The 23,740-nt window shown below is 36.7% G+C and carries 18 protein-coding genes and 1 tRNA gene (1 of these 19 cut by a window edge); 10 read left to right on the top strand and 9 right to left on the bottom strand.

All coding sequences use genetic code 11. The features are described 5' to 3' along the window. Positions 1–13 precede the first annotated feature (13 nt). The 8 genes from purD to queG all read left to right on the top strand — a co-directional run bounded on the left by purD (position 14) and on the right by queG (position 9,272). Positions 14–1,282 carry a phosphoribosylamine--glycine ligase gene (purD, locus tag L6469_RS00125; RefSeq protein ID WP_006281246.1) on the top strand — a complete coding sequence of 423 codons (1,269 nt, stop codon included), beginning with the start codon at positions 14–16 and terminating at the stop codon, positions 1,280–1,282. A gap of 11 nt (positions 1,283–1,293) precedes the next feature. Further along, positions 1,294–2,235, top strand: a complete 942-nt coding sequence (locus L6469_RS00120; RefSeq protein WP_039869386.1) for a hypothetical protein — start codon at positions 1,294–1,296, stop codon at positions 2,233–2,235. Continuing rightward, positions 2,211–2,663, top strand: a complete 453-nt coding sequence (locus tag L6469_RS00115) for a YqaA family protein (protein WP_006281244.1) — start codon at positions 2,211–2,213, stop codon at positions 2,661–2,663. Before L6469_RS00120 ends, L6469_RS00115 begins: the two co-directional genes overlap by 25 nt. An 8-nt stretch (positions 2,664–2,671) precedes the next feature. Beyond that, a complete protein-coding gene (locus L6469_RS00110; RefSeq protein WP_039869383.1) occupies positions 2,672–3,499 on the top strand; it encodes a metal ABC transporter solute-binding protein, Zn/Mn family in 828 nt (275 codons plus the stop codon). Between the two features lies 1 nt (position 3,500). Continuing rightward, complete coding sequence (locus L6469_RS00105; RefSeq protein WP_006281242.1) at positions 3,501–4,202, top strand: metal ABC transporter ATP-binding protein; 702 nt, start codon at positions 3,501–3,503, stop codon at positions 4,200–4,202. A 140-nt stretch (positions 4,203–4,342) separates the two neighbouring features. Beyond that, on the top strand, positions 4,343–7,678 hold the full coding sequence (locus tag L6469_RS00100) for a protein O-mannosyl-transferase family (RefSeq protein WP_027454194.1): 3,336 nt from the start codon (positions 4,343–4,345) through the stop codon (positions 7,676–7,678). A gap of 9 nt (positions 7,679–7,687) precedes the next feature. Beyond that, positions 7,688–8,299, top strand: coding sequence for a polysaccharide deacetylase family protein (locus L6469_RS00095; protein WP_006281240.1), 612 nt, complete (start codon positions 7,688–7,690; stop codon positions 8,297–8,299). After that, positions 8,277–9,272 (top strand): tRNA epoxyqueuosine(34) reductase QueG, encoded by a 996-nt coding sequence (queG, locus tag L6469_RS00090; RefSeq protein WP_006281239.1) that lies wholly within the window; start codon positions 8,277–8,279, stop codon positions 9,270–9,272. Before L6469_RS00095 ends, queG begins: the two co-directional genes overlap by 23 nt. Before the next feature lie 53 nt (positions 9,273–9,325). On the opposite strand, the gene glmM is transcribed toward queG, so the two are convergent. Then, positions 9,326–10,717: a phosphoglucosamine mutase gene (gene glmM, locus L6469_RS00085; RefSeq protein ID WP_006281238.1), complete on the bottom strand. Its 1,392-nt coding sequence runs from the start codon at positions 10,715–10,717 to the stop codon at positions 9,326–9,328. Between the two features lie 10 nt (positions 10,718–10,727). Beyond that, on the bottom strand, positions 10,728–11,366 hold the full coding sequence (locus L6469_RS00080; RefSeq protein WP_006281237.1) for a DUF4827 domain-containing protein: 639 nt from the start codon (positions 11,364–11,366) through the stop codon (positions 10,728–10,730). 286 nt (positions 11,367–11,652) lie between these two features. On the opposite strand from L6469_RS00080, the gene L6469_RS00075 reads away from it, so the two are divergent. Then, positions 11,653–12,045, top strand: a complete 393-nt coding sequence (locus L6469_RS00075; RefSeq protein ID WP_006281236.1) for a DUF4112 domain-containing protein — start codon at positions 11,653–11,655, stop codon at positions 12,043–12,045. Positions 12,046–12,133: 88 nt separating this feature from the next. Here L6469_RS00075 and L6469_RS00070 read toward each other — a convergent pair whose 3' ends face one another. The 7 genes from L6469_RS00070 to L6469_RS00040 form a co-directional block, all read right to left on the bottom strand. Continuing rightward, positions 12,134–13,174, bottom strand: a complete 1,041-nt coding sequence (locus L6469_RS00070; protein WP_006281235.1) for a DHH family phosphoesterase — start codon at positions 13,172–13,174, stop codon at positions 12,134–12,136. A gap of 6 nt (positions 13,175–13,180) precedes the next feature. Continuing rightward, positions 13,181–14,095 (bottom strand): nucleotidyltransferase, encoded by a 915-nt coding sequence (locus L6469_RS00065; RefSeq protein WP_006281234.1) that lies wholly within the window; start codon positions 14,093–14,095, stop codon positions 13,181–13,183. A gap of 86 nt (positions 14,096–14,181) precedes the next feature. Further along, entirely contained in the window at positions 14,182–16,533 is a 2,352-nt protein-coding gene (locus tag L6469_RS00060) for a BamA/TamA family outer membrane protein (protein ID WP_074613972.1), read from the bottom strand. Then, a complete protein-coding gene (locus L6469_RS00055; protein ID WP_006281231.1) occupies positions 16,520–21,166 on the bottom strand; it encodes a translocation/assembly module TamB domain-containing protein in 4,647 nt (1,548 codons plus the stop codon). Before L6469_RS00055 ends, L6469_RS00060 begins: the two co-directional genes overlap by 14 nt. A 96-nt stretch (positions 21,167–21,262) precedes the next feature. Then, a complete protein-coding gene (locus tag L6469_RS00050; RefSeq protein WP_006281230.1) occupies positions 21,263–21,937 on the bottom strand; it encodes an RluA family pseudouridine synthase in 675 nt (224 codons plus the stop codon). Between the two features lie 3 nt (positions 21,938–21,940). Beyond that, the gene (fabG, locus tag L6469_RS00045) at positions 21,941–22,693 is read right to left on the bottom strand and encodes a 3-oxoacyl-[acyl-carrier-protein] reductase (protein WP_006281229.1); all 753 of its coding nucleotides are present in this window, start codon (positions 22,691–22,693) and stop codon (positions 21,941–21,943) included. A gap of 47 nt (positions 22,694–22,740) precedes the next feature. Then, positions 22,741–23,334 (bottom strand): TetR/AcrR family transcriptional regulator, encoded by a 594-nt coding sequence (locus L6469_RS00040; protein WP_006281228.1) that lies wholly within the window; start codon positions 23,332–23,334, stop codon positions 22,741–22,743. Positions 23,335–23,670: 336 nt separating this feature from the next. Between L6469_RS00040 and L6469_RS00035 the strand changes: the two genes are divergently transcribed. Then, positions 23,671–23,740, top strand: a tRNA-Met gene (locus L6469_RS00035) (it continues 3 nt past the right edge of the window).

Genomic DNA, 23,740 nt, shown 5'->3' with positions numbered 1-23,740 from the left:
TAGACCAGAAACAATGAAAATTTTACTGTTAGGAGGTGGCGGCAGAGAACATGCCTTAGCATGGAAAATTGCCCAGAGCAAAAAAGTAGAAAAACTATATATTGCTCCAGGCAATGCTGGTACAGGCTCTGTTGGAGAAAATGTTGCAATTGGTGTCAATGAGTTTGACAAACTTAAGGATTTTGCTGTAAAAAACGAAATCGATATTGTTGTTGTCGGACCAGAAGACCCTTTAGTAAAGGGTGTTTACGATGAATTTAAGAATGATCCACGTACAAAAGACATTCCTGTTATCGGTCCATCAAAACAAGGTGCAGTTCTTGAAGGAAGTAAGGACTTCGCTAAAGCGTTCATGGAACGCCATAATATCCCAACAGCAAAGTATCATACTTTTGATGGTACAACCCTTGAAGAAGGATTAAAATTCCTTGAAACTCTTAAAGCACCATACGTATTAAAAGCTGATGGATTGGCTGCAGGAAAAGGTGTCTTGATTTTGCCTACTTTAGAAGAAGCTAAAAAAGAGTTCAAGGATATGCTTGGTGGCATGTTCGGCAACGCATCTGCAAAAGTTGTTATCGAAGAATATCTTAGCGGCATCGAGTGCTCTGTATTTGTACTTACAGATGGTAAACACTATCAGATTCTACCTGAAGCAAAAGACTACAAACGTATCGGAGAACATGATACGGGTTTGAATACTGGAGGAATGGGTAGTGTTACTCCAGTACCTTTCGCTACTAAAGAATGGATGAAGAAAGTAGAAGAACGTATCATCAAACCTACGGTTAATGGCCTTGCGGAAGAAAATATCGATTATAAAGGCTTTATTTTCTTTGGCCTTATAAATGTAGAAGGTGAACCTATGGTCATCGAATACAATTGTAGAATGGGCGATCCTGAGACCGAAAGTGTAATGCTACGATTAAAAAGTGATATCGTTGACCTTTTCGAAGGTGTAGCAAACGGTAATCTGGATAAGTATACTGTTGAATTCGATGAACGTGCTGCTGTCTGTGTCATGCTGGTTAGCGGCGGTTATCCTGAAGAATATGTAAAAGGATATCCTATATCAGGTATAGATCAAGTAGAAGGCAGTATTGTATTCCATTCAGGAACAGCAGTGAAAGAAGGCCAAGTTGTTACAAATGGTGGCCGAGTTATTGCTGTTAGTAGCTATGGAAAAGACAAAGAAGAAGCTCTTCAGAAAAGTTTCCAAGAAGCACAAAAGATTGAATTCAAAGATAAGTATTTCCGAAAGGATATTGGACAAGACCTCTGATTTAATAAATTTTGGAGAAAAAAAGATTTCAAAATAAAGTTGCAGGTAGTAGGATTTCTCTACCAATAACAGCTTTATATGGAGCAATAATATGGTTGGCAAGCGGACTATTACAACAAGCATTGTGGATTCCGTTTGCCACATTTATCGTATCCACCTATCTTATGGTGGAACTGAACAATCAGAATGCACTGATTCGAATATACAGCCGTATGGTTGCATGCTCGTTTTTAGTTCTAACCTGCATGACATTACCGACTAAGATCTCTATAGAACCATTTGCAGTTCAACTAAGTTTCATTGCATTCTATATTATCATATTAAATGCATATCAAAGGAAATCAAGTTCTGGGTGCAACTTCTTCGCATTTACAGCTATTAGTATAGGCTCTGTATTTTGGGTACAAGAACTCTTTTTCGTTCCGCTGCTATGGATAATTGTAGCAACTAACATTTTAGCTTTTAGCGCTAAAAACTTTTTTGCATCGCTATTAGGTTTAATAACACCTTACTGGTTTATTGGTGGCTATTTACTATATCAAGATAAACTAGATATAATAATTAATCATTTCACACAAATAACTCAATTTGGTAAAATAGCAGATTTCAGTTCATTTACATCACTACAATTTTCACAATTTATTTTTATCATTCTGCTAGGTATTATTGGAAGTGTTCATTTCATAAGGAATAGTTACAAAGATAAGATCAGAATCAGAATGATATATGAACTATTCATCACAATGTTTGGCTGTACTACTTTATATATCATATTACAGCCTCAACACGCATTAAACTTATTAATGATATTAATAGTTAATACGGCATTATTAATAGCACATTTTATATCTTTGACAAAAACAAAAATAACAAATATTGTATTTTTCGTAATAACAATAATCGCACTATTCTTAACGCTTACCAACATATGGATAGCATCTTTGCATTTTTAATAGACTGGGGATATTGGGGAATGCTAATAGGAGCATTTCTTGCTGGAAGTTTTTTCCCATTCCCTAGTGAGGCTATCATGACAGGATTAGTAGCAACTGGCCTTGACCCCACAACACTCATTTACTATGCATCTATTGGAAATATTCTAGGTTCTTTATTTAACTATGGCGTCGGTAGATTAGGAAGACTAGACTGGATTGAGAAATACCTACATGTTAAAGAAGAAAAGATAAACAAAACCCTAAAATTTATGAATGGGAACGGAGCGTGGATGGGCTTCTTTGCGTTTATTCCTGTTTTAGGTAGCGCGATTACTATCGTTTTAGGATTAACAAGAGCTAACTTCCCAATATCTTTATTCAGTATATCTGTTGGAAAAATTGTTCGATATTTAATTCTGGTATATGGTTTAAGTTATATATTTTAAATCGACATATGGAGAAAAATTTGATTATGTTCCTTTGCTGCTTATTATGTATGGCATGTCAAGGAAACAAAAAAGATAACGCTAAAGAAATAGCTGTAACGATAGAACCACTACGCTATTTCACGGAACAAATAGCAGGCTATAATTATCATATTATAACTATGGTACCACCTGGCAGTAATCCCGAAATCTACGAACCGACTTCAAAACAAATGGTAAATTTGGCAAACTGCTCTTTAATTATCAAAATTGGAGAACTCGGATTTGAGAAAACATGGATGAATAAAATTACAGCTACTGCACCTAATATAAAGGTAATTAGTGCTTCTAAAGGTATAACACCTGTAAAAAGCGCATATAACATTCCTGATCCACACACGTGGATGAGTTGTACGAATGCCGCTATCATTGCAAAAAATATTTGCGAAGCATTAAAACAAAAAGATCCTGCGCAGAAACAATACTACGAGAAAAATTTGAAAAAATTACTCAATAAAATAAGTAAGACAGAAAAGGATATTAGAAGTAAATTTGCTCATGGGAAGCAAAAGAGTTTTTTAATCTATCATCCTGCCCTCACATATTTTGCTAAGGAATACAATTTCATTCAACTTCCTATAGAAGAAGAAGGAAGAGAACCGTCAGCGGCACAACTTAAGAACCTCATTACAAATGCGCAAAAATATGGAACTAAAATCATGTTTATACAAAAGGAATTTTCCAATCGAAATACAAGTATCGTAGCCAACGGTACCAATACCAAACAGATTGAAATTAATCCTCTTTCATATCAATGGCATGAACAAATGCTAAACATAGCAAAAAACTTACAATAACATGGAACCTATCGTTGAAATTAAAGATGTGTCAGCAGCCTATGACGGTAAACAAGTGCTTGAACATGTAAATTTAACTATATACCAAAATGATTATCTTGGTATTATTGGTCCGAATGGTGGAGGAAAGACCACTTTAATAAAACTAATTTTAGGGCTCAAGAAGCCAACTCATGGACAAATTATTTATTATAAAAATGGGAAAAGTATCAAAGATATCACTATGGGATATTTACCACAGTATAGCAAAATTGACAAAGATTTTCCTATATCAGTACATGAAGTGATACTATCGGGATTAGCACATCAAAAGAAAATATTTCGTCCCTACTCCAAGTCACAGCTTCATCAGGTAAAAAAAACTTTGGAAGAAATGCAGTTAACAGATTTAGCTGAAAGACCAATAAACGCACTAAGTGGAGGACAACTACAACGCGTTCTTTTAGCACGAGCTATCGTTTCCAATCCTGATATTCTCATACTCGATGAGCCTAATACATATATAGACAAAAGATTTCAAGCACAAATGTATGAAATGCTAAGCCAAATCAACCAACGGTGTGCTATTATCATCGTCAGTCATGACATCGCTGAAATCCTTGAGAATGTAAAACATATAGCATGCGTTAATCACCATCTACACTACCACGCAAACGCAGATCTTCAACAAGAAAAGCTAGAAGAGCATTTTCTTAAAATGTAATAGATTGGAAGTTTTCATATTAAAACTTTTTAATTTCATTTTACAAACTGTGAAATAATAATATAGAGAGAAGAACTTCTCTTTCTTTTTATTATCTTTGCAAAAAATAAACCGAAATAACACAAATAGTTTATAAATAAATGAAACAGTACAGATTAGTGGACAATATCCTCGGATGGGTCGTTTTCTTTATTGCGGCTTTCGTATATTGTTCCACAATTGAACCGACAGCCAGCTTTTGGGACTGTCCTGAGTTTATTGTTACAGGCTATAAGCTAGAAATTGGTCACCCACCAGGGGCTCCGTTCTTCATGCTTACAGCAAACCTTTTCTCACAATTCGTTAGCGACCCTTCTCAGGTAGCTCGTATGGTTAATACCATGAGTGCACTATTAAGTGCTACTTGTATTATGTTCCTTTTTTGGACTATATCACACCTTGCTCGCAAGCTTCTTATAGACAAATGGGAAGAGCTAACCATGAGTAAATTAATCGCAATAGAGGGTTCTGGCCTTGTTGGTGCATTAATCTACACTTTTAGCGATACATTCTGGTTTAGCGCAGTTGAAGGCGAAGTTTACGCTTATTCTTCTGCTTTCACAGCTATTGTATTCTGGCTGATTTTAAAATGGGAAGATCATGCTGATGAACCTCATAGTGACCGCTGGTTAGTATTAATTACCTATATGACTGGCTTATCTATCGGCGTTCACTTGCTTAACTTATTGTGTATTCCTGCTATTGTATTGGTATATTACTATCGTAAAACTCCAAATGCGAACTTAAAAGGAAGTCTGATTGCTCTAGCAATATCATTTGTAATTGTAGCAGCAGTACTCTATGGAGTTGTTCCTGGTATCATTACTGTAGGCGGCTGGTTTGAACTGTTCTTTGTAAACGTACTTGGTTGCCCATTCAATACTGGCGAAATCATTTATATTATTCTCTTGGTTACCACAGTTATCTGGGGTATCTACGAAAGCTATGTAGATAAGAGTGTAAAACGTAGCAATATTGCATTCCTCCTATCCATTGCCATGCTTGGTATTCCTTTTTATGGATATGGCTGGTCTGCCGTACTTATTGGTATCATCATACTCGCTGCTCTTTACTTCATCGTCAACAAGAAGATTACAGTTGACGGTAAAAAGATTCAGCTCGTTTCTGCACGCATTAAGAATACATCACTTCTCTGCATGCTGATGTTAATGATAGGCTATTCAAGCTATGCACTTATCGTTATTCGAAGTGCAGCCAACCCTCCAATGGATCAAAACTCTCCTGAGGATATCTTTACTCTTGGAAGTTATCTCAGCCGTGACCAGTATGGTGATCGTCCACTTCTTTACGGTCAAGCATATACTTCTCAGGTAAAACTTGAGCAAGATGGCAATATGTGTAAGCCTGTTTATAAGGAAGGTGCACCTGTATATCAGAGGAAGGAAAAAGCCTCTAAAGACGAAAAAGATTCATACTTTGTAGTAAGTCACAAAAACAAGCTGCAATATGCACAAAACATGATTTTCCCTCGTATGTATGACCAAGATCATGCAAGTGCTTACGAAAGCTGGCTCGGTGGTGTAGAAGGTAAAGAAGTTCCATATGACAGATGTGGTGAAAATATCACAGTTAAAGTTCCATCAATGTGGGACAACTTAAGATTCTTCCTTTCATACCAATGCAACTTTATGTATTGGAGATACTTCATGTGGAACTTTGCCGGACGTCAGAATGATATTCAAGGCAACGGTGAAAAGGAACACGGCAACTGGATTACTGGTATTTCATTTATTGACAATGCTATGTATGGAGATCAAAGCATGTTGCCTGATGAATTAAAAGCAAACAAAGGACATAACGTATTCTATTGTTTACCATTGCTACTTGGTCTTATTGGACTTTTCTGGCAAGCATACCGTGGACAAAAGGGTATTCGTCAATTCTGGGTAGTATTTTTCCTGTTCTTCATGACAGGTTTAGCCATCGTACTCTACTTGAATCAAACTCCTCAGCAGCCTCGTGAACGAGACTATGCTTATGCAGGTTCATTCTACGCATTTGCCATCTGGTGTGGTCTTGGTGTAGCTGGTATTTTGGATCTGATCAAGCAGAAATTCAACAAAGACAATGTAGCATTAGCAGCATTAGTTTCTGTTGCTTCGTTACTAGTTCCTATACAAATGGCTTCACAAACATGGGATGATCATGATAGAAGTAACCGATATACATGTCGTGACTTCGGTCAGAATTATCTCATGTCACTACAAGAAAAATCTCACCCTATATTGTTTACTAATGGTGATAATGATACCTTCCCTCTTTGGTATAATCAAGAGGTAGAAGGAGTAGGAACAGATGCACGTGTATGTAACTTGAGCTATTTACAAACAGACTGGTATATTGACCAGATGAAACGTCCTGCATACAAATCGCCATCTGTACCAATTACCTGGCCTCGACTTGATTTCTGCTCAGGTACAAATGAGTATGTAGAAATCAATGCTGAAGCTAAACAACAAGTTTTGGATTTCTATAAAGAAAATCCTGAAGCAGCTAAGGCACAGTTTGGTGACGAACCTTTTGAATTGAAGAATATTCTGAAATATTGGGTTCGCTCAAAAGATGCTAATATGCATTTCATCCCTACAGATACGGTATATGTTACTATAGACAAAGAAGCTGTCAAAAAGAGTGGAATGCTGATGGCATCAGATTCTATTCCAGACCGTATGGTAATTTCTTTAGCAGGTAAGAATGCTCTTTACAAGGGTGATTTAATGATGCTTGAAATGATAGCACAGTGCAACTGGACACGTCCTGTCTATGTAGCTATTACTGTTGGTGAAAACAATTATATGAATCTCGGCAATAATTTTGTTCAAGAAGGTCTTGCTAATCGTATTACTCCTTTCACAACGAATGTAGAAGGGGCCAAGAATTTTGATACAGAGCGTACCTATCATAATATTATGAAACGCTTTAAATTTGGCAACTTAAAACAGAAAGGCCTTTATATTGACGAGACTACCATGCGTATGTGTTACACACACCGCCGCTTAATGGCTCAATTAGCTCTTCAATTAATTGCAGAGAACAAAAATCAGAAAGCACTCAAAGTATTGGAAAAGGCAAGCGTAGAAATACCATCATACAATGTACCGAATAATTATATGAGTGGTAGTCTCGACATTGCCAAGAGCTATGCATTCTTAGGTCAGAAAGCAAAAGCAAAAGTTCTTGTTGAACAAGTATTCAAGAATGCTAGCCAATACATGAGATGGTATTTAAGCCAGGACAACAATGACTTCATGCTTTCACAAAGAGAATGTATGACACAGCTCATGATTATGCAGCAAACTGCTGAAGTTGCAACAATGGTTGATAAAGTGCTTGGCAATAAACTTAACAACCAAATTAACAGCTTCTACAATCAATATCGTAGCCGTGGTGGTCAAATGCCTCAAGGTCAAGAATAAAGAAATAAGATGTTAATAGAGCAGCCTGCTAAATGGTTGCGCTGGTTATATCCCAGAGCGACTTGGAGAATGGACAAGAACGAACGTTCAGTGTATTTGACGTTCGATGATGGTCCAATCCCCGAGTCGACTCCATTTATTCTTGAAACACTTAAAAAGTTTAATGCCAAAGCAACCTTCTTTATGGTTGGAGAAAATGTCATGAGACATCATGACCTATATACACAAATCGTACATGAAGGTCATCAAGTTGGTAATCACACATACAACCATATTGGTTCTCTAAAGCATTGGGCTATTACATATGCCTATAACACAGAGAAAGCCAATCAACTTATTCACGCTCATCTATTTCGCCCTCCTCATGGGTGGATGAAGCATAGTGTATATTGGTGGATGTCACGAAGGTATCGTATCATCATGTGGGACGTTGTTACACGAGACTATTCTAAATGGATGACTGCAGAAGACATCTTTGAAAATGTCAAGAAATACACACGCAATGGAAGCATAATAACTTTTCATGATTCTCTGAAGAGTATAGAAAAACTTCATTATGCTCTGCCAAAAGCGTTGCAATGGTTAAAAGACCAAGGTTATGAATTCAAAACTTTTGAATAATACTGTTGACAAGAAAGTTTTAAGTCAAAAAATAAAAGCTGAGGCAAAAAGTCTCGGCTTTTTTTCCTGTGGAATAGCCCAAGCAAAAGCCGTTGATCATGAGACTGCTCAACATATCAAAAAGTGGTTAGCCAATGGTGATCATGCAGGTATGGCTTATATGAACAATTACACCGACAAACGTCTTGACCCTAGATTACTGATGAACGGGGTTAAAAGTATTGTTAGTGTAGCATTAAACTATACCCCGAACATAACTCTTCCACAAGAAGAATACCAATTTGCTGCTTATGCTTTAGGAAAAGACTATCATGACATTGTCAAAAGTAAATTACAACAATTGGCAGAGAAAATAGGATTTACACCTCTACCATACCATGAAGAAGATAGAAAAACCGATGGTAGCATAAATTATTATAGGGCATTCTGTGATTCTGCTCCCGTTCTTGAAAGATATTGGGCAACACAAGCAGGATTAGGATGGACTGGAAAAAATCATCAGCTTATTATACCTCGCGCTGGCAGCATGTTTTTCTTAGGAGAACTGTTCCTTGACATTGAATTAGAATACGATCAACCATTATCAAACAAATGTGGCAAATGTCATCAATGTATAGATGCCTGTCCAACTGGTGCTCTCCTAGAAAATCAAGAACTAGATGCTAACAAATGCTTATCCTATCAAACCATAGAAAACAGAGGAGAACTAAATAAAGAATTTGCCAAGAAAATGGGAAATGTAATTTATGGATGTGATAGATGCCAGCAAGCTTGCCCTTGGAATAGATATGCCACACCTAATACGACTCCTGAATTACAGCCCAAAGACGAACTCCTGCACATGACCAAAGAGAAATGGCAACACTTAACTGAAAAGCAATATCAACAGCTATTTCAAGGAAGTGCCGTCAAACGCGCTAAATATAGTGGTTTAATGCGCAATATAAATGCATTGGATAATGAAGAACTATAAAAAAAGGCTTGAATCATTTTTTAGATTCAAGCCTTTTATATAGTTCAATATTTTTATTGCATACTATATACAACATCCATTAGTTTCTTACCTAAAGCATCTGCCTCTGCCATAGTTTGAGCCTCACTATAGACACGAATAATCGGTTCTGTATTACTCTTACGTAAATGAACCCATTTATCAGGGAAATCAAGCTTTACACCATCAATATCAGTAACTGTTACATCCGTTTCAGCTCCATATAGTTCTTTTACTTTAACAAGAATAGCATCTACATCAGTTTCAGGTGTCAAATCTATACGATTCTTAGCAATACAATATTCTGGAAAAGAAGCACGCAATTCACTAACTTTGCAGCCTTTCTTAGCGAGACTACTTAAGAACAGAGCAATACCCACCAATGCATCGCGACCATAATGACTCTCTGGATAGATAACACCACCATTGCCTTCACCGCCAATAACAGCATGTACATCTTTCATCTTGGTCGTTACATTAACTTCACCAACAGCAGCAGCAGTATACTTACCACCATGCTTCTCGGTAACATCACGCAAAGCACGTGTAGAACTCAAATTAGATACCGTATTTCCTGGTGTATGAGCCAACACATAATCTGCAACAGAAACCAATGTATACTCCTCACCAAACATTTCACCATTCTCACAAATGAAAGCCAAGCGGTCTACATCTGGATCAACGACTATACCTAAGTCATAGCCTCCATTCTTCATTTCACCCATAATACCAGTAAGATTTTTCTCCAAAGGTTCTGGATTATGTGCAAAATCGCCATTAGCTTCACCATTTAAGAACTTAGCCTCAACACCTAAAGACTCTAATAACTTTGGCAATATAATACCACCTACTGAATTAATAGAATCTACGATAACCTTAAAGTGGGCATTACGAATAGCTTCAAGATCAACCAACTGTAACGATAATACAGAATCTATATGTCGCTTATCAAAAGTATTATCCTCCTGATATTTGCCCATATGATCAACATCTGCATAATCAAAAGCTTCTTTTTCTGCAATAGCAAGAACTTCATTACCATCATCTTTAGTCAAGAACTCACCCTCTGCATTCAAGAGTTTGAGTGCATTCCAATGACGAGGATTATGACTAGCTGTAATAATAATACCACCGGCAGCACCTGACATACGAACCGCGAGTTCTGTAGTTGGTGTAGAAGCCAAACCGATATTAATGACATCGTAGCCCATACCCATTAAGGTACCACAAACAACATTCTTTACCATTTCACCCGATATACGAGCATCACGACCTACAACAATTTTATTACTGTTTGACTTACCACTCTTACGAATAAAAGTAGCATAGGCTGATGTGAACTTTACGATATCGAGCGGATTCAAAGTATCGCCCACTGGACCACCAATTGTACCACGGATACCAGAAATTGATTTTATAAGTGTCATAACTATTTTGTTAATTTTGCCGTTCGTAAGTTATTTCATATAAACAAGGATAAACATTTGCCGAAGCATATTGCTGTCCTTGACTATGTGGAACAATTAGACGAACTTTTGCAATTTCATCACCTTCTTTTTCTACTCTACCTACTTTAATATATTTCAAAGGAACAAGCCATCCAGAAGGCACAGAAGTACTTCCATAATAAGAATACATTACACTGCTATTTGCATCAAAAGAAGCAGAGAATGTACCAGAGGTATTAGTTACCGACATGATATCTGGAGTAGGTGAATAATACATCACATTGTTAGTTGCTTGTAATGTGTCTTCCATCAAATTCCACTCGGAAAAACGACATAACACATTCGTGGTTTCCCCACTTTGTATCATTTTTCCACATCCACGACGTATAATCTGCATATAGACACCTGTTGTTTCAAACAACACATATTCATTATTATCCAAATTCGTAGTTGTATCTTGTTCAAGGAACTGAGACTCTGAGATTACTTTAATACCTTGATCAGCTATATAATTATTAATGCAATCACGCTCTTTTTCTTTCTGTTCTGCATATGTCTCAGTATCTGAACAGGAGTTCAGAACAAATACCCCGATAAGGCACGCGAGGATAAGGGTCAGTTTCTTCATTTTTCCAATTTATATTTTAACGAAGCAAAAGTACGTATTTTTATTGACATACGAAAAACAATACCAAGTTTTTACTATTTATTCGCAAGCATAACAACGATTTAACGGTTTTTAGAGTTAATGGTTTTGTTGATATTAGGTAGAATTATGTTAAAAAGAACATTTCCATCAAAATAAAATCATATTTTTGTTATTCAAAACATCTATGAAAAGTATGGACGATTATAAAAGACAGCAAATACTACAATCAACATCCTATAAAATGCTGGAAAGAATAGCAATTTATATGGATACTTATCATCTTGATCCTATTATCGGCCTTATACCAGGAATAGGCGATCTCATCAGTGCTATTTTAGCTATTCCCTTCATATACTATAGCCTCTTCACGCTCAAATCCATACCACTAACTCTTGCTATCATCAATAATATTCTTTTAGATATATTCTTGGGATTGATTCCGATGTGGATTGGCGATTTCATTGACATATTTAATCTGTCTTTTAAACGAAATATCCAACTCATTTTGGGATATATCAATGATGACCCAATCATCATAAGGAGAATTAGAAAGAAAGTAATTCTGCTATTCATAACTATGATAATACTCGGGATACTGATTATATTCATGCTGAGACTCACTGTGGTGTTTATCCAGTGGATAATAAAATTCCTATAAAAAATAATCCGCAAGACTGCTTTTATCCAGTCTTGCGGATCATGATAAGCCATCAGCAAGAATAATTTATATCAGGAAACAGAGAATACTACTTTTTCAAAAGTTCTGCATAAGCATAAATAGCTTTTTTGGCTATCTCTATAGCATCAGCAATTGTACCATTAACCCTGCCACCACTTGCATTTAAATGACCACCACCTTCAAAATATTCTTGCGCAACCTTATTGCATGGAAAATCATCTACAGAACGCAAACTTACCCAAACGAGATTATCTCGCTCGACATCTTCACGAAGAGATATAGACATTTTTACACCTTTTATTCTTAAAGGTTCATTTACTAATCCTTCTAAATCGCCCTTAATAAAATGGAAATCTTCCATTTCTCTACGCGACACTGCATAAAAAGTAGCATGAAGATCATCCAATACATTTAATTTTTGGCTCATAATATAGCCGCGAAAGCGCATAGCCCATGAGCTGTAATTATTAAAGACATTTCTATAAATTTTGTCTTTATCGATATGCTTGGTCAGCAATTCGCCTATAATAAAATATATAATAGGGTCTGTGCTATTATAGGTAAAGCCGCCTGTGTCTGTCATCATTCCACAATATATGCAACTTGCCCACTTACGCGACATCGATTCAAAACCACCAAGCTGCCACACGAGCCTAAAAATCAGCTCACAAGTACTACTTGCTTCCGGACGAGACACTACTAAAGAAGCATCGTCAAACGAAGGTTGCAGATGATGATCTACAACCAAAACTTTAGCAGGAGAAGAAACCAAGGCTTTCTCCATATCCTCGACTCTATTAGGTGCATTAAAATCAAGACAACAAACTAAATCTGCTTCTTGGAAGAGTTTTGTTGCCCTTTCCTGATTTTTATCAAACCTTACTACCTTCTCAGAATTAGGTAACCAATGTAAAAAGTCGGGATAAGCATCTGGAAGTACTACTACAGCATCCTTGCCTAAGGAACAAAGATATTCTCTCCACCCCAGACATGCACCCATTGCATCACCATCTGGAGATTTATGTCCACAAATAACAATATGATTTGAAGCTGCTATCAACTCTTGGAGCATAGCAGCTTCTGTATCTGTAAGAATATTAATATCCATCAACAATTAAAAGAGCTTATTAGGATAAACTCCCTCGTCAACCAACTGCTGAATTTTAGCTACAACACTTGGACGATCTTCTGAGTAGGTCACACCAAACCATTTACTTGTAGTATCAAGAACCTTTACGGTCGCAGTACCATCGTTGATCAACTTATTAACAACCCATGGGATAAGGTACTCTGCCTTGATATTGGTTTTGGTCTCAGGAGCATCCAAGAATTCCTTGAAGAAGGCATCACTATATTCAAAATAATCTGGAGTAAAGCCCCATACATTCATAGAAACAGGAGTATTATCTGCTATAGATACCCACTCACCATTCTCATCTTTATATGCTACCTTACCATCTTCCTTACGCTCTATTTCTGTACGCTCAACTACTGTTGTCAAATGTTCCGCTTCATCCTTAGAACATACACCACGTGATACTGTACCATTTTCTGACAAAGTGTTACCTACACGGAACCCTACCATTGCATAAGTATTCTTAGCACCTTCAGGAAGATCTGCCAAAAACTTACCAATTACCTTGAAACAATCACGATTATAGAAATCATCACAATTGATAACGCAGAAAGGTTCCTTTACTACATTTTTAGCCATTAAGACTGCATGGTTAGTACCCCATGGCTTGGTACGACCTTCTGGTACAGAGTAACCGTCAGGTAGTGCATCCAAAGCTTGAAAACATACTTCTGCAGGAATATGACCTTCATATTTTGAAAGAACTTGTGTACGGAATTGCTCTTCGAAATCTTTACGAATAATAAATACGATCTTTCCAAAACCAGCTTGAATAGCATCGTAAATAGAGTAATCCATGATAGTTTCACCATTAGGTCCAAGACCATCTAACTGCTTGAGGCCTCCATAACGACTGCCCATACCGGCAGCGAGTAATACCAAAGTAGGTTTCATATTTTTATACTTTATAGTTGAAATAATTCTTTGTCATGCAAAAGTAATCATTTTATCCGAAGAGCACAACTATCCTATGATAATTTTTAGAAAGGATATCCGATTGCTAAATGAATACTTTGCGCATTTTTAAAGCTACTGACATTGTAAAATCCTGACTTTTCTGTTTGATAAGGAACATGAAGACCAATACCCCAATCAAGTCTCAATACAAACATACCGATATCGTATCGTAATCCTATACCTGTGCCAACAGCTATCTGTCGGGCAAAGTCTTTTAAAGCAAAAGTACTTCCTGGTCTAGCATCATCAGAATGTAATGCCCACACATTACCTGCATCCAAGAATATTGCACCATATAAACTACCAAATAATTGAGGTCGATATTCCAAATTAGCCAACAATTTTATATCACCAGTTTGATCTATATAAGAAAATCGTCCATCTGCAGGTACATACTTTCCTGGTCCGATACTTCTGACATTAAATGCACGTATACTATTAGCTCCACCTACATAAAACTGTTCATAATAAGGAGCCTGTGTGGCATTTCCATAACTCCAAATTGCACCGACATTAAAGTGTCCGACCAGTGTTGATGACTCTCCTACCTTCCACTGCTTCACAAAATCCGTTTCAAGTTTTAAGAACTGCGCATAAGGATTTTTAAACATGGTCTTATTAGTTGTATTCCATTTTTCACCAAACAACACATAAAAACCAGAAAGGATATTACTTGCCTCACTGACCGTAGTAGACCAAGTTATAGGATTCTGGTATTTGCTTGGACTTCGATAGCTATACGTGTAACTCATTTTGGGAACAAACTGATCACGCATTGAGATTTGCAAATAAGGATTCAAAGATAATAGACTATCAAAAGCCTGAGTCTTATCATTCATATACTGGTAAGAAATACTTAGCGGAGTAAAAGAATGACGAGATGTTTCTGAATTTGCCCACTCATAAGTTAATTCACCCGATACAACATGACGCTTAAAATAATCTGCACGATTAAGTATATTCGTTGCCACCTTAAGCGTTGTTGATGGCACACCATAATAATGGTGCCTTCGACGTCTAACTCCTTTTCTGCTACCTACAAATAAACTCCAAGGTGTTAATAATCTCGGCATCGTAAGCGAAACAGCTGCTCCATATTCGTAAGAATTCATCTTAGACGAAGAATGTTCATTTTGATGCGCTGTTTGCCATTCATACGAACCATTAACGCTTATATCAAGAACTTCTCCTCCTCGGAACGCATTCTGCTTCGTTAAACCCATAACCAATTGAGGTCCGACTCTACCTGTAGTCTTCCCTTTGGCATTACCTTCTATATAAAAACTATAAGGTTTATCAAATATTAAATCTAGATTCACATCCAGTGTATCACAGTTCAAACTAGAATCTCGTGGAGTAAACTGTAAATTAGTATAACTAAATAAGCCCAAAGACTGCAAACGCTGCTTTAAAGCATCTTCATCTTCATAACTATATAATTTACGTGAACGTAAATTGACTCCACTTAAAATGACACCAGCACGCAAAGGAGGACGCTTTCCATTATAATTAATAATTAAATTTCTAAAACTTCGCGAACTATCTAATGATTCCATAAACTGCTTTTTAAAGTTGATTGCAATCTTACCAATATACCATGGATGAGAAGCTCGCTCACTAATGCTATCAACCATCTGAAATCTAAGTTGCACCTTTCCCGGAGTATTCACTGTATCTGCCAAATATTTTGCATCACTTTCTTCATAATAATAATATCCATGATTTCTGAATAAATTGGCAATGCGAAGTCTTTCTGCCTCTAAAGTGGCTACTTCGAAAGCATCACCTTTATGCAAAAGTGTCTCCTGCATAGAATTATGAATCAGGCTATCCGTCTGAAGAGGAAAATTCTTATAAGACACCGTATCTAAAGTCCACAAATGTCCCATATCTACAGTATAGGCTATCTTTGCTTGTTTCGGATTGTGCTCGGTGACATTTTCAAAAGATACTTTTCCATTAAAATAACCGAATTTCTGCAATTGCTGTTGGGCTACCTGAGCACGTAACAATGGATTTACTTGGCTCAACAATTTTGGCTTAGAACCAAAAGACTTAGCTAACCACTTTCCTATACCACCCTTGGAATTTGCAAAAGCATTCCACACCCAAAGTCTTATCGGGAAAGGTGTGCGATAATAACTACTCCCCATGAAGGCACCAGTAGGTGCTGATGCCAAAACTGATTCCATTTCCAGCATCGTCTCATCAGCATGAACTCCTGGCTCATAGTTTACATATTTTATTTTTTTCAACCCCGTAAACAATTGTTCTCCTTCAGGAATGGCACTGGTAGAAGAGCATGACTGTATGAGTAGCAATACTCCACATACAATCATTAATGATACTATTTGAAATATACTATTTTGCTTCATGATTGTCTAACTTTATTTTTACCGTATCTTTACGATTAGGCATCATCATATTCGTATTTGGTTCTGATTTAAAACGCAATAGGTCTTTAAAGCTGTTTAGCTTTCGTCGCCATAGAAAACCTACACCGTATTCTCCAATCTGCCCCTCCAACCAATCATATACATTATTCTTGTAGAATAACGTAACATACTTACTAGACGCAGTACCCAAACGATATTGTAGCTCTACATCATCGAAAAAGTTATTCTGACTTCCTGACTGATCCATATTTGCTCCTGTCGAGACTTTTCCACCCACAATAACACTTAATCTGTTATTTAAGAATCTCTTAGAGAATTTAAAACTGTAATCAGTATGGACTAATCCTGCAGAATTAGTTGTATTATCAACTGACATACCTAAATCAAGACCCATACTTCGAAGTGCTGTACCGGTAATATTATTAATCTGCGAATTCAAGAAAGACGTCAACGCACTATTCATCGAGAATGAAGTGGTATTACCATCTGATAAATACATACCTGATGCCAACATCGTAATTGCTACTTTACTTCGTCCTTCTTCAGTCAGGGTGTTCAGCTCATCCTGTACGGTCATATCATTTGGAGCTTCAATGATAAACTGTACACCTGGTTTTGCCAAAGTCTTTGTTAATTTAACACCACAGATAAAATCTACAGTATGCTCATCACCTGAACTAGACGCCACATTAGATTTCACATTTTCTGTAGCAGTAATATTCAAAGTTGGATTCATCACATCTCCAGTAAACTCGATAAAGCTACCTTCTTGAATATGAAATGTTTTCAATGGAATTACAGGCAAAGAATATTTCATCTCACCACTATTCAAAGTATATCGACCAGTCAGGGTCAATTCATCTATTGGATTGTAGCTCATTCTAAGATCACCACCGCCTTGCAAATCTATATAATTCGTCTTATCCTCATTAAGAGTACAATGTATATGGGCTGACTCATCTACAGATATACTCATTGACATATCTAATCCTTCAAGCTTAGGTTTTTCTACAGTTTCTGGAATAGAGTCTTTAAAATTAGTAAACTTAATCAAATCATCCATCTGATTATCAGTAGCAAGTTCAGATTCTTTCAAGACATATGTCATATCAGTATTCCCCAACACATCAAGTTTTCCTCGCATCTTCAAATTAGATACAGGACCATTCATCATACCATAAAAATTCACAAATGCTTTTCCATAAGCCATTGAACGTACGTTTTCTTTTGCATTAATCAATTGAAGATTTTCTGCTCTCATTCTGACATCCATCATCATTCTGTCCAGATTTGAGAAATCTAAATTTCCTGAAATGTTCAACGAATTATTATTATTGGCAAACATCTCAAAATTTTCAAAAAGCAAATTACTGCCTACTATACGAACAGGGTCATTGGCAAAACGCATTTCTACACCATATGGATCGCTATAAAGATAGCAAGAATCTAAATATATTTCTCCATTTACATCAGGTCTACTTAATGAACCTTTTATACTTAAAGAGCCATCACCATAACCTCGTAAACCCACAATACGCTCTGGTATAAAACCATTAATCATTGAGACAGGTAATCTATCCATTGTCAATTCTGCATCAAGATAGCCCTCCCCCTTAGATTGATAAGAACCTTTTAAGATGCCAACTTCGTTTCCTTCGCTCAACAATATACCATCTACGACATGAGTTCCATCTGCTTTTGGCATATATACAAATTCTGTACCGACATTACCCATGCTGCAATGCTCATAACTCATCTGGTCTACGGTTACGGATGACGAAACGGATAATTTGTCCTTGGTCTGAATAATATGAAAATCACCATTAGCTATACCTGATATATCAGGCATATATGGAATAACGGCTAACAAATTATGTAAATCAAGTTTGGTTATTCCCACTGTCAAGTCTTGCAACGCTTCCGAATTTTCATCATCTGTATACAGTTGGATACCCATTCCGTCGTCTGACTTCAGTACCATGTTAGCAGACAAGCGCCTATCATCGCCCAAGAATACGTAGTTATCACTATTATATCCGAATTTCTTATATCCGAGAACCGGGTCATCACCAAAAATACTCACTTTAATGCCCTTATGCTCCATAGAAGCATTAAGTCCTAAATCAAACCCAAGTCTGTTATCCCGATCAAAAATTTTGGCAACTAGACTAGTACCTGTCGCATTTATTCTACCATCAAAAAGGGCTTTAAATACATACTGAGGGTTCGTCGGACCATTTCTTACCATTCCTTCATAATATATCGTACTACTGTCAGAACGTAAAGCTAATCGCAATGTATCCAACTGTACACTATCTGCTATTAAAGAATCAATAGCCAAATTACCATTCAGGCCTAATATAGGTGATGATTCAAGCTGAATATCAGCCATTTTAAACTTATAACCATAGCGAGAAAGTGCCTTTATAAAGAAATTTTCCTTACCACTCTTCAGATAGATATGTGCATAAGGCAATTGACGTCGAAGGCGCAGTTGGTCAATTGTTCTGTTTTTCAGTTGTCTCTGCGCTTCAACCATTAAGCGATTCCCCAAGTTCATTAATCTCTGATAACCACCCTGAGCATTCATATTGAGATGAAAATCACCACAATCTATTACCGCATGTGTAGTATCACGACGTGTCAAGACATCCATAACAATATCATCAGGGCGTAAGCTCTTTTTACCTTCTCTAAAGGTGATATCACTTACTAACCCTTGCACCTGATAATAATCCTTCAAATTCGTACTCAAATCAACATGCCCACAAAGAGATGTAACCAAAGGACTCTTGACCAAATGCAAATGATATAAATCTGCTTTACGAATATCTGCAGTAAAAGTTCCCTTGATATGCTTCAAATTAAGAAGAGCATCTAGAGATATTATTCCATCCAGGAGATTATTTTTACTATTGATATCTGCATGAATTTTTCCGTTTCCAAGATGAGCAACAGCATTTATATGGTCTAGATTATATCCACCATACTGAAATTTCTGAACTGTCGCTTTAGCATAAAGCCGGGTACGTGGCGACAAGAAATCCGTACCTGAGCCTCTAGCTGTTATGTATCCTGTAAATGGATGTAAACCCTGATTAGGGATAAAATGTTGCACAGGAAAACGACTCGCACGTAAATTAGCCCGATAAGTCATCGTTTTTAAACTAATTGCCGCATCTGCATTGACACTACCTCCACCTTGTTTAGCTATAAAACGAGTAGATATCTGTTTACTAGCCATATCAAATAGTCCGTTAATATGGATTCCATATGGAATATTCAGTATGCTCGTAAGCGACTTGTCCAACATATTCGTCACAAATCCCATCCGATAGGTTTTCGCATCCAATTGCAAATGAGCCTGCAAACGATCAATATTATCCAACCTTTTTAGCCATCCTGTTGTTTGGATATTAAATGCAGAAGGTAATTTAATATTCAATCCATACAAATTAACCTTCTTCATATTGCCATCAACAGTTCCGTTGATTGTCAACAGTTCATTAGGATATCCCTTACGGAAAGCTACTGGCATTGAACCCATAAAACGCATCAAATCTTGCTTACCAAAAGTACCATGAACGATAGCGTGTAATTTTCCAGGATTCTTATCGTCAAAAGTATTAAGATCCAGGGCAACATTCGCTTGAAGCGAAGATTCAGGGGTACGAAGTTCTAATTCTGGTAAAAGAATTTTTGTCGAATCAAGCATCAATGGACCTGTAAACTTACTCAAGATTATACCACTTTTTTCCCGAAAACTCGCCTTACGCATTTTCAAACGTAAAAGAGGTGCTTGATAATAAAAAGAGTCAACCCCTAACTGAAGATTATTCAAATCAATATGATTCACATCAAGTCCTTGGGTATGCACTTTAAAACGATTATCGTATTGAACATGTCCGTCTTGCACGTCCAATTGGCCTACCTGATAAATACTTTTCTTTAAATCCAAAAATCCTTTTTGGGCAAGTGCATCAACTAAATAAGCCTTTACCTGAATGGTATCCCCAGGCATATGAACAGTTACACCTGACTTCTGCACATGTACCTGATCTATAAAAAGCTTCCAAAAATTCTTACTCGGTGTTGTATCGGGCGGAACCGTATCACTCAGAACAACATTCAACTGAGAGTTTAAGAGCTGAGCATCATTTAAACGAAGCGTTTCTTTCGTCAAATCTATATTATGACTTACAAGAGATAACTCTCCCACAACACCTTTTATTCTAACATCGGGAATAAAGTGTGTTGTATTAAGCTTAACTTGCTGCAAACGTAATTCATCAACCTCCACCTGACTTTTCAGAAGAGGAAGCAATTGTATCCGAGCTACTAACTTAGAAGCATCAGTAACCGTATCCTTAACTTGAGGCAGGGAATCATTATGCTCAATCATTTTAAAGTTCTCTACAGCTAAATCAAGCGGGAACTCTAAACTAACATGACCAACAGAAATTTCCATCCCTGTTTTTTCAGAAGCTACTGAGGCTACCTTATTTGCCACCCAATTCTGAAATGGAGGAAAATAGAATAAAAGTGTAATTATAGTAAATAGGATAAAAGGTGTCAGTACTATTACCAATATCCATTTCCAAATTTTCTTCATACCATGCACTTAAATAGGAATTTAATCCTGTAATAATGCAAAGTAAGTAAAAAAATTGATAAAAACGAAATATTAGAATAAGAAAAATGTCTTATTCTAATGTTTCGGAGCAATTGATTGCCATAAGTTATCATCAGGGAGAGGAGCTGTTGCCTTTATCGTTTCTTTAGAAACTGGATGTACGAATTCTACAAAACGAGATAGCAACGAAATACTACCATCGGGATTACTACGAGGAGCACCATATTTTAGATCTCCCTTAATAGGACATCCCATATGAGCCAATTGACATCTAATCTGATGATGACGACCAGTCATAAGATGAATTTCCAATAAACTGTAATTATCAGTATGACCTATTAGCTTATAACTGAGAACTGCCTTTTTAGAATGAGGCACTTCCTTATCATACACATAACTTTTATTTTGCTTTTCATTACGTGTAATCCAATTGATTAGTGTCCCTTCAGGATTTTTAGGCACATTTTTTGTGATAGCCCAATACGTCTTGTGAACGTTACTATCACGAAACATCTGATTCAGTCGAGATAAAGCCTTGGAAGTTTTAGCAAAAACAACAAGGCCAGAAACAGGACGATCAAGGCGATGTACCACGCCAAGAAAAACATTCCCTGGCTTGTGGTACTTTTCCTTGATATACTTTTTTACTATCTCAGATAGTGGTTCATCGCCAGTTTTATCACCTTGTACGATTTCACCACTCTTTTTAGAGACAATAATGATATGATTATCTTCGTAAACGACTTGCATGTATTACATATTCATACCACCATCAACCTGGATAACCTGACCAGATACATAGCTAGAAAGATCAGAAGCCAAGTAAACTGCAGTATTAGCAATGTCCTCAACATTACCACCACGACGAAGAGGAATTTTACTAATCCATTCTTTACGAATATCATCAGGTAAAGCCTGAGTCATTGCAGTATCAATGAAACCTGGAGCAATAGCATTAGCACGAATACCCTTAGGACCCATCTCCTGGCCAATACTCTTAGCTAAGGCGATCAAACCAGCCTTAGAAGCAGCATAATTAGCCTGACCAGCATTACCATGAACACCAACAACTGATGCCATATTAATAATGCTACCACCACGCTGACGCATCATGAATGGTATACATGCATGAATGAAATTAAATGCACTCTTCAAGTTTACTGCTATAACGGCATCCCACTGAGCCTCTGACATACGAAGCATCAAACCATCTTTAGTGATACCAGCATTGTTAACCAAGATATCAATTGAACCAAATTCTTCTTTTACAGCCTTAACAGTTTCTTCTGTCTGAGCAAAGTCTGCAGCGTTACTAGCATAACCTTTAGCCTTTACGCCCAAAGCAGCAATCTCACGCTCTGTTTCCAAGCCACCATGCTCTTCATCGATAACGAGATCAGTGAAAGCAATGTTAGCACCTTCCTGAGCAAACTTCAAAGCAATAGCCTTGCCGATACCACGTGCAGCACCTGTAATAAGAGCTGTCTTACCTGTTAATAATCCCATTTTGTTATTTTTTATGTTTATAAATAATTTGTTTTATAAAAAAGTAATTATTTAGTACTTACCTTCCCTAAAGCTCCATAAACCACTTTAGCCACCAGCGGCTTACTGCTTTCCTCCGTTAGTCCATGACCCAAACGTCCATAAATGAAGGGAACTTCAAGTCCTTTAATGCAATAATGAGTAATATCTGCTACAAGATCAACATTTTCTATATCAAACTCACCATCATTTTTCCCATCAGAATAGACCTTACGAAAAAGTTCAATTTCATCCTCATCGAAATTTTTCCTCACTTTTTCTACCATCCATATATTTCTGAAAAATTCAGCCCTTAAGTTTCCATTACGAACAACAGTCTCCTTAATCATACTTAAATGAGTATAGATGAGTTCAATAATCTTATCCTGTGGACGTATCTTTTTAGCAGCAACCTCATCTAGCTTATCAGACAAGCGCTCTAGCTCTGACTCAATCACAGCATAATATACATCTTCCTTACTTTTGAAATACGTATAAAGTGTTCGGCGACCTTTGCCTGAAGCGACAGCTATATCATTCATGGTTGTATTGTTCAACCCATTTTTCGCGAAAAGTTGTCTGGCAACATCTACCAGTTTCTGTCTGGTTTTTGATATTGACATTCTAAGATTCCTCCGTCATTTAATTGCACATAGAAATTATTGTGTGCAAAAGTACTCGAATTATTTGAATTAAACAAATAAATAAGACAAATATCTCATTTTTTTAATGAAGTATTTAAATAGATTTTTAAAACACTCGTAGAAACATTGTACATGATAAACGTGAGAAACTGGAAAAAAATAGATAAAAACAGCAATTTGTAAACCAATATGGCTATTATTTAGTTAACTAGTGTTAATTATTAAACAATATCACAGTTTTATTTGCTAGTTACAGAAAAATACACTACCTTTGCAACCGCAAATCAGAAATGACAAGCATAATAAATTAAATATCGCGGAGTGGAGCAGTTGGTAGCTCGCCAGGCTCATAACCTGGAGGTCGCATGTTCGAGTCTTGCCTCCG

It is taken from the genome of Segatella baroniae B14 (assembly GCF_022024235.1).
In the GTDB taxonomy this organism is placed as follows: domain Bacteria; phylum Bacteroidota; class Bacteroidia; order Bacteroidales; family Bacteroidaceae; genus Prevotella; species Prevotella bryantii.
This window is presented reverse-complemented; position numbering and strand designations above follow the sequence as displayed.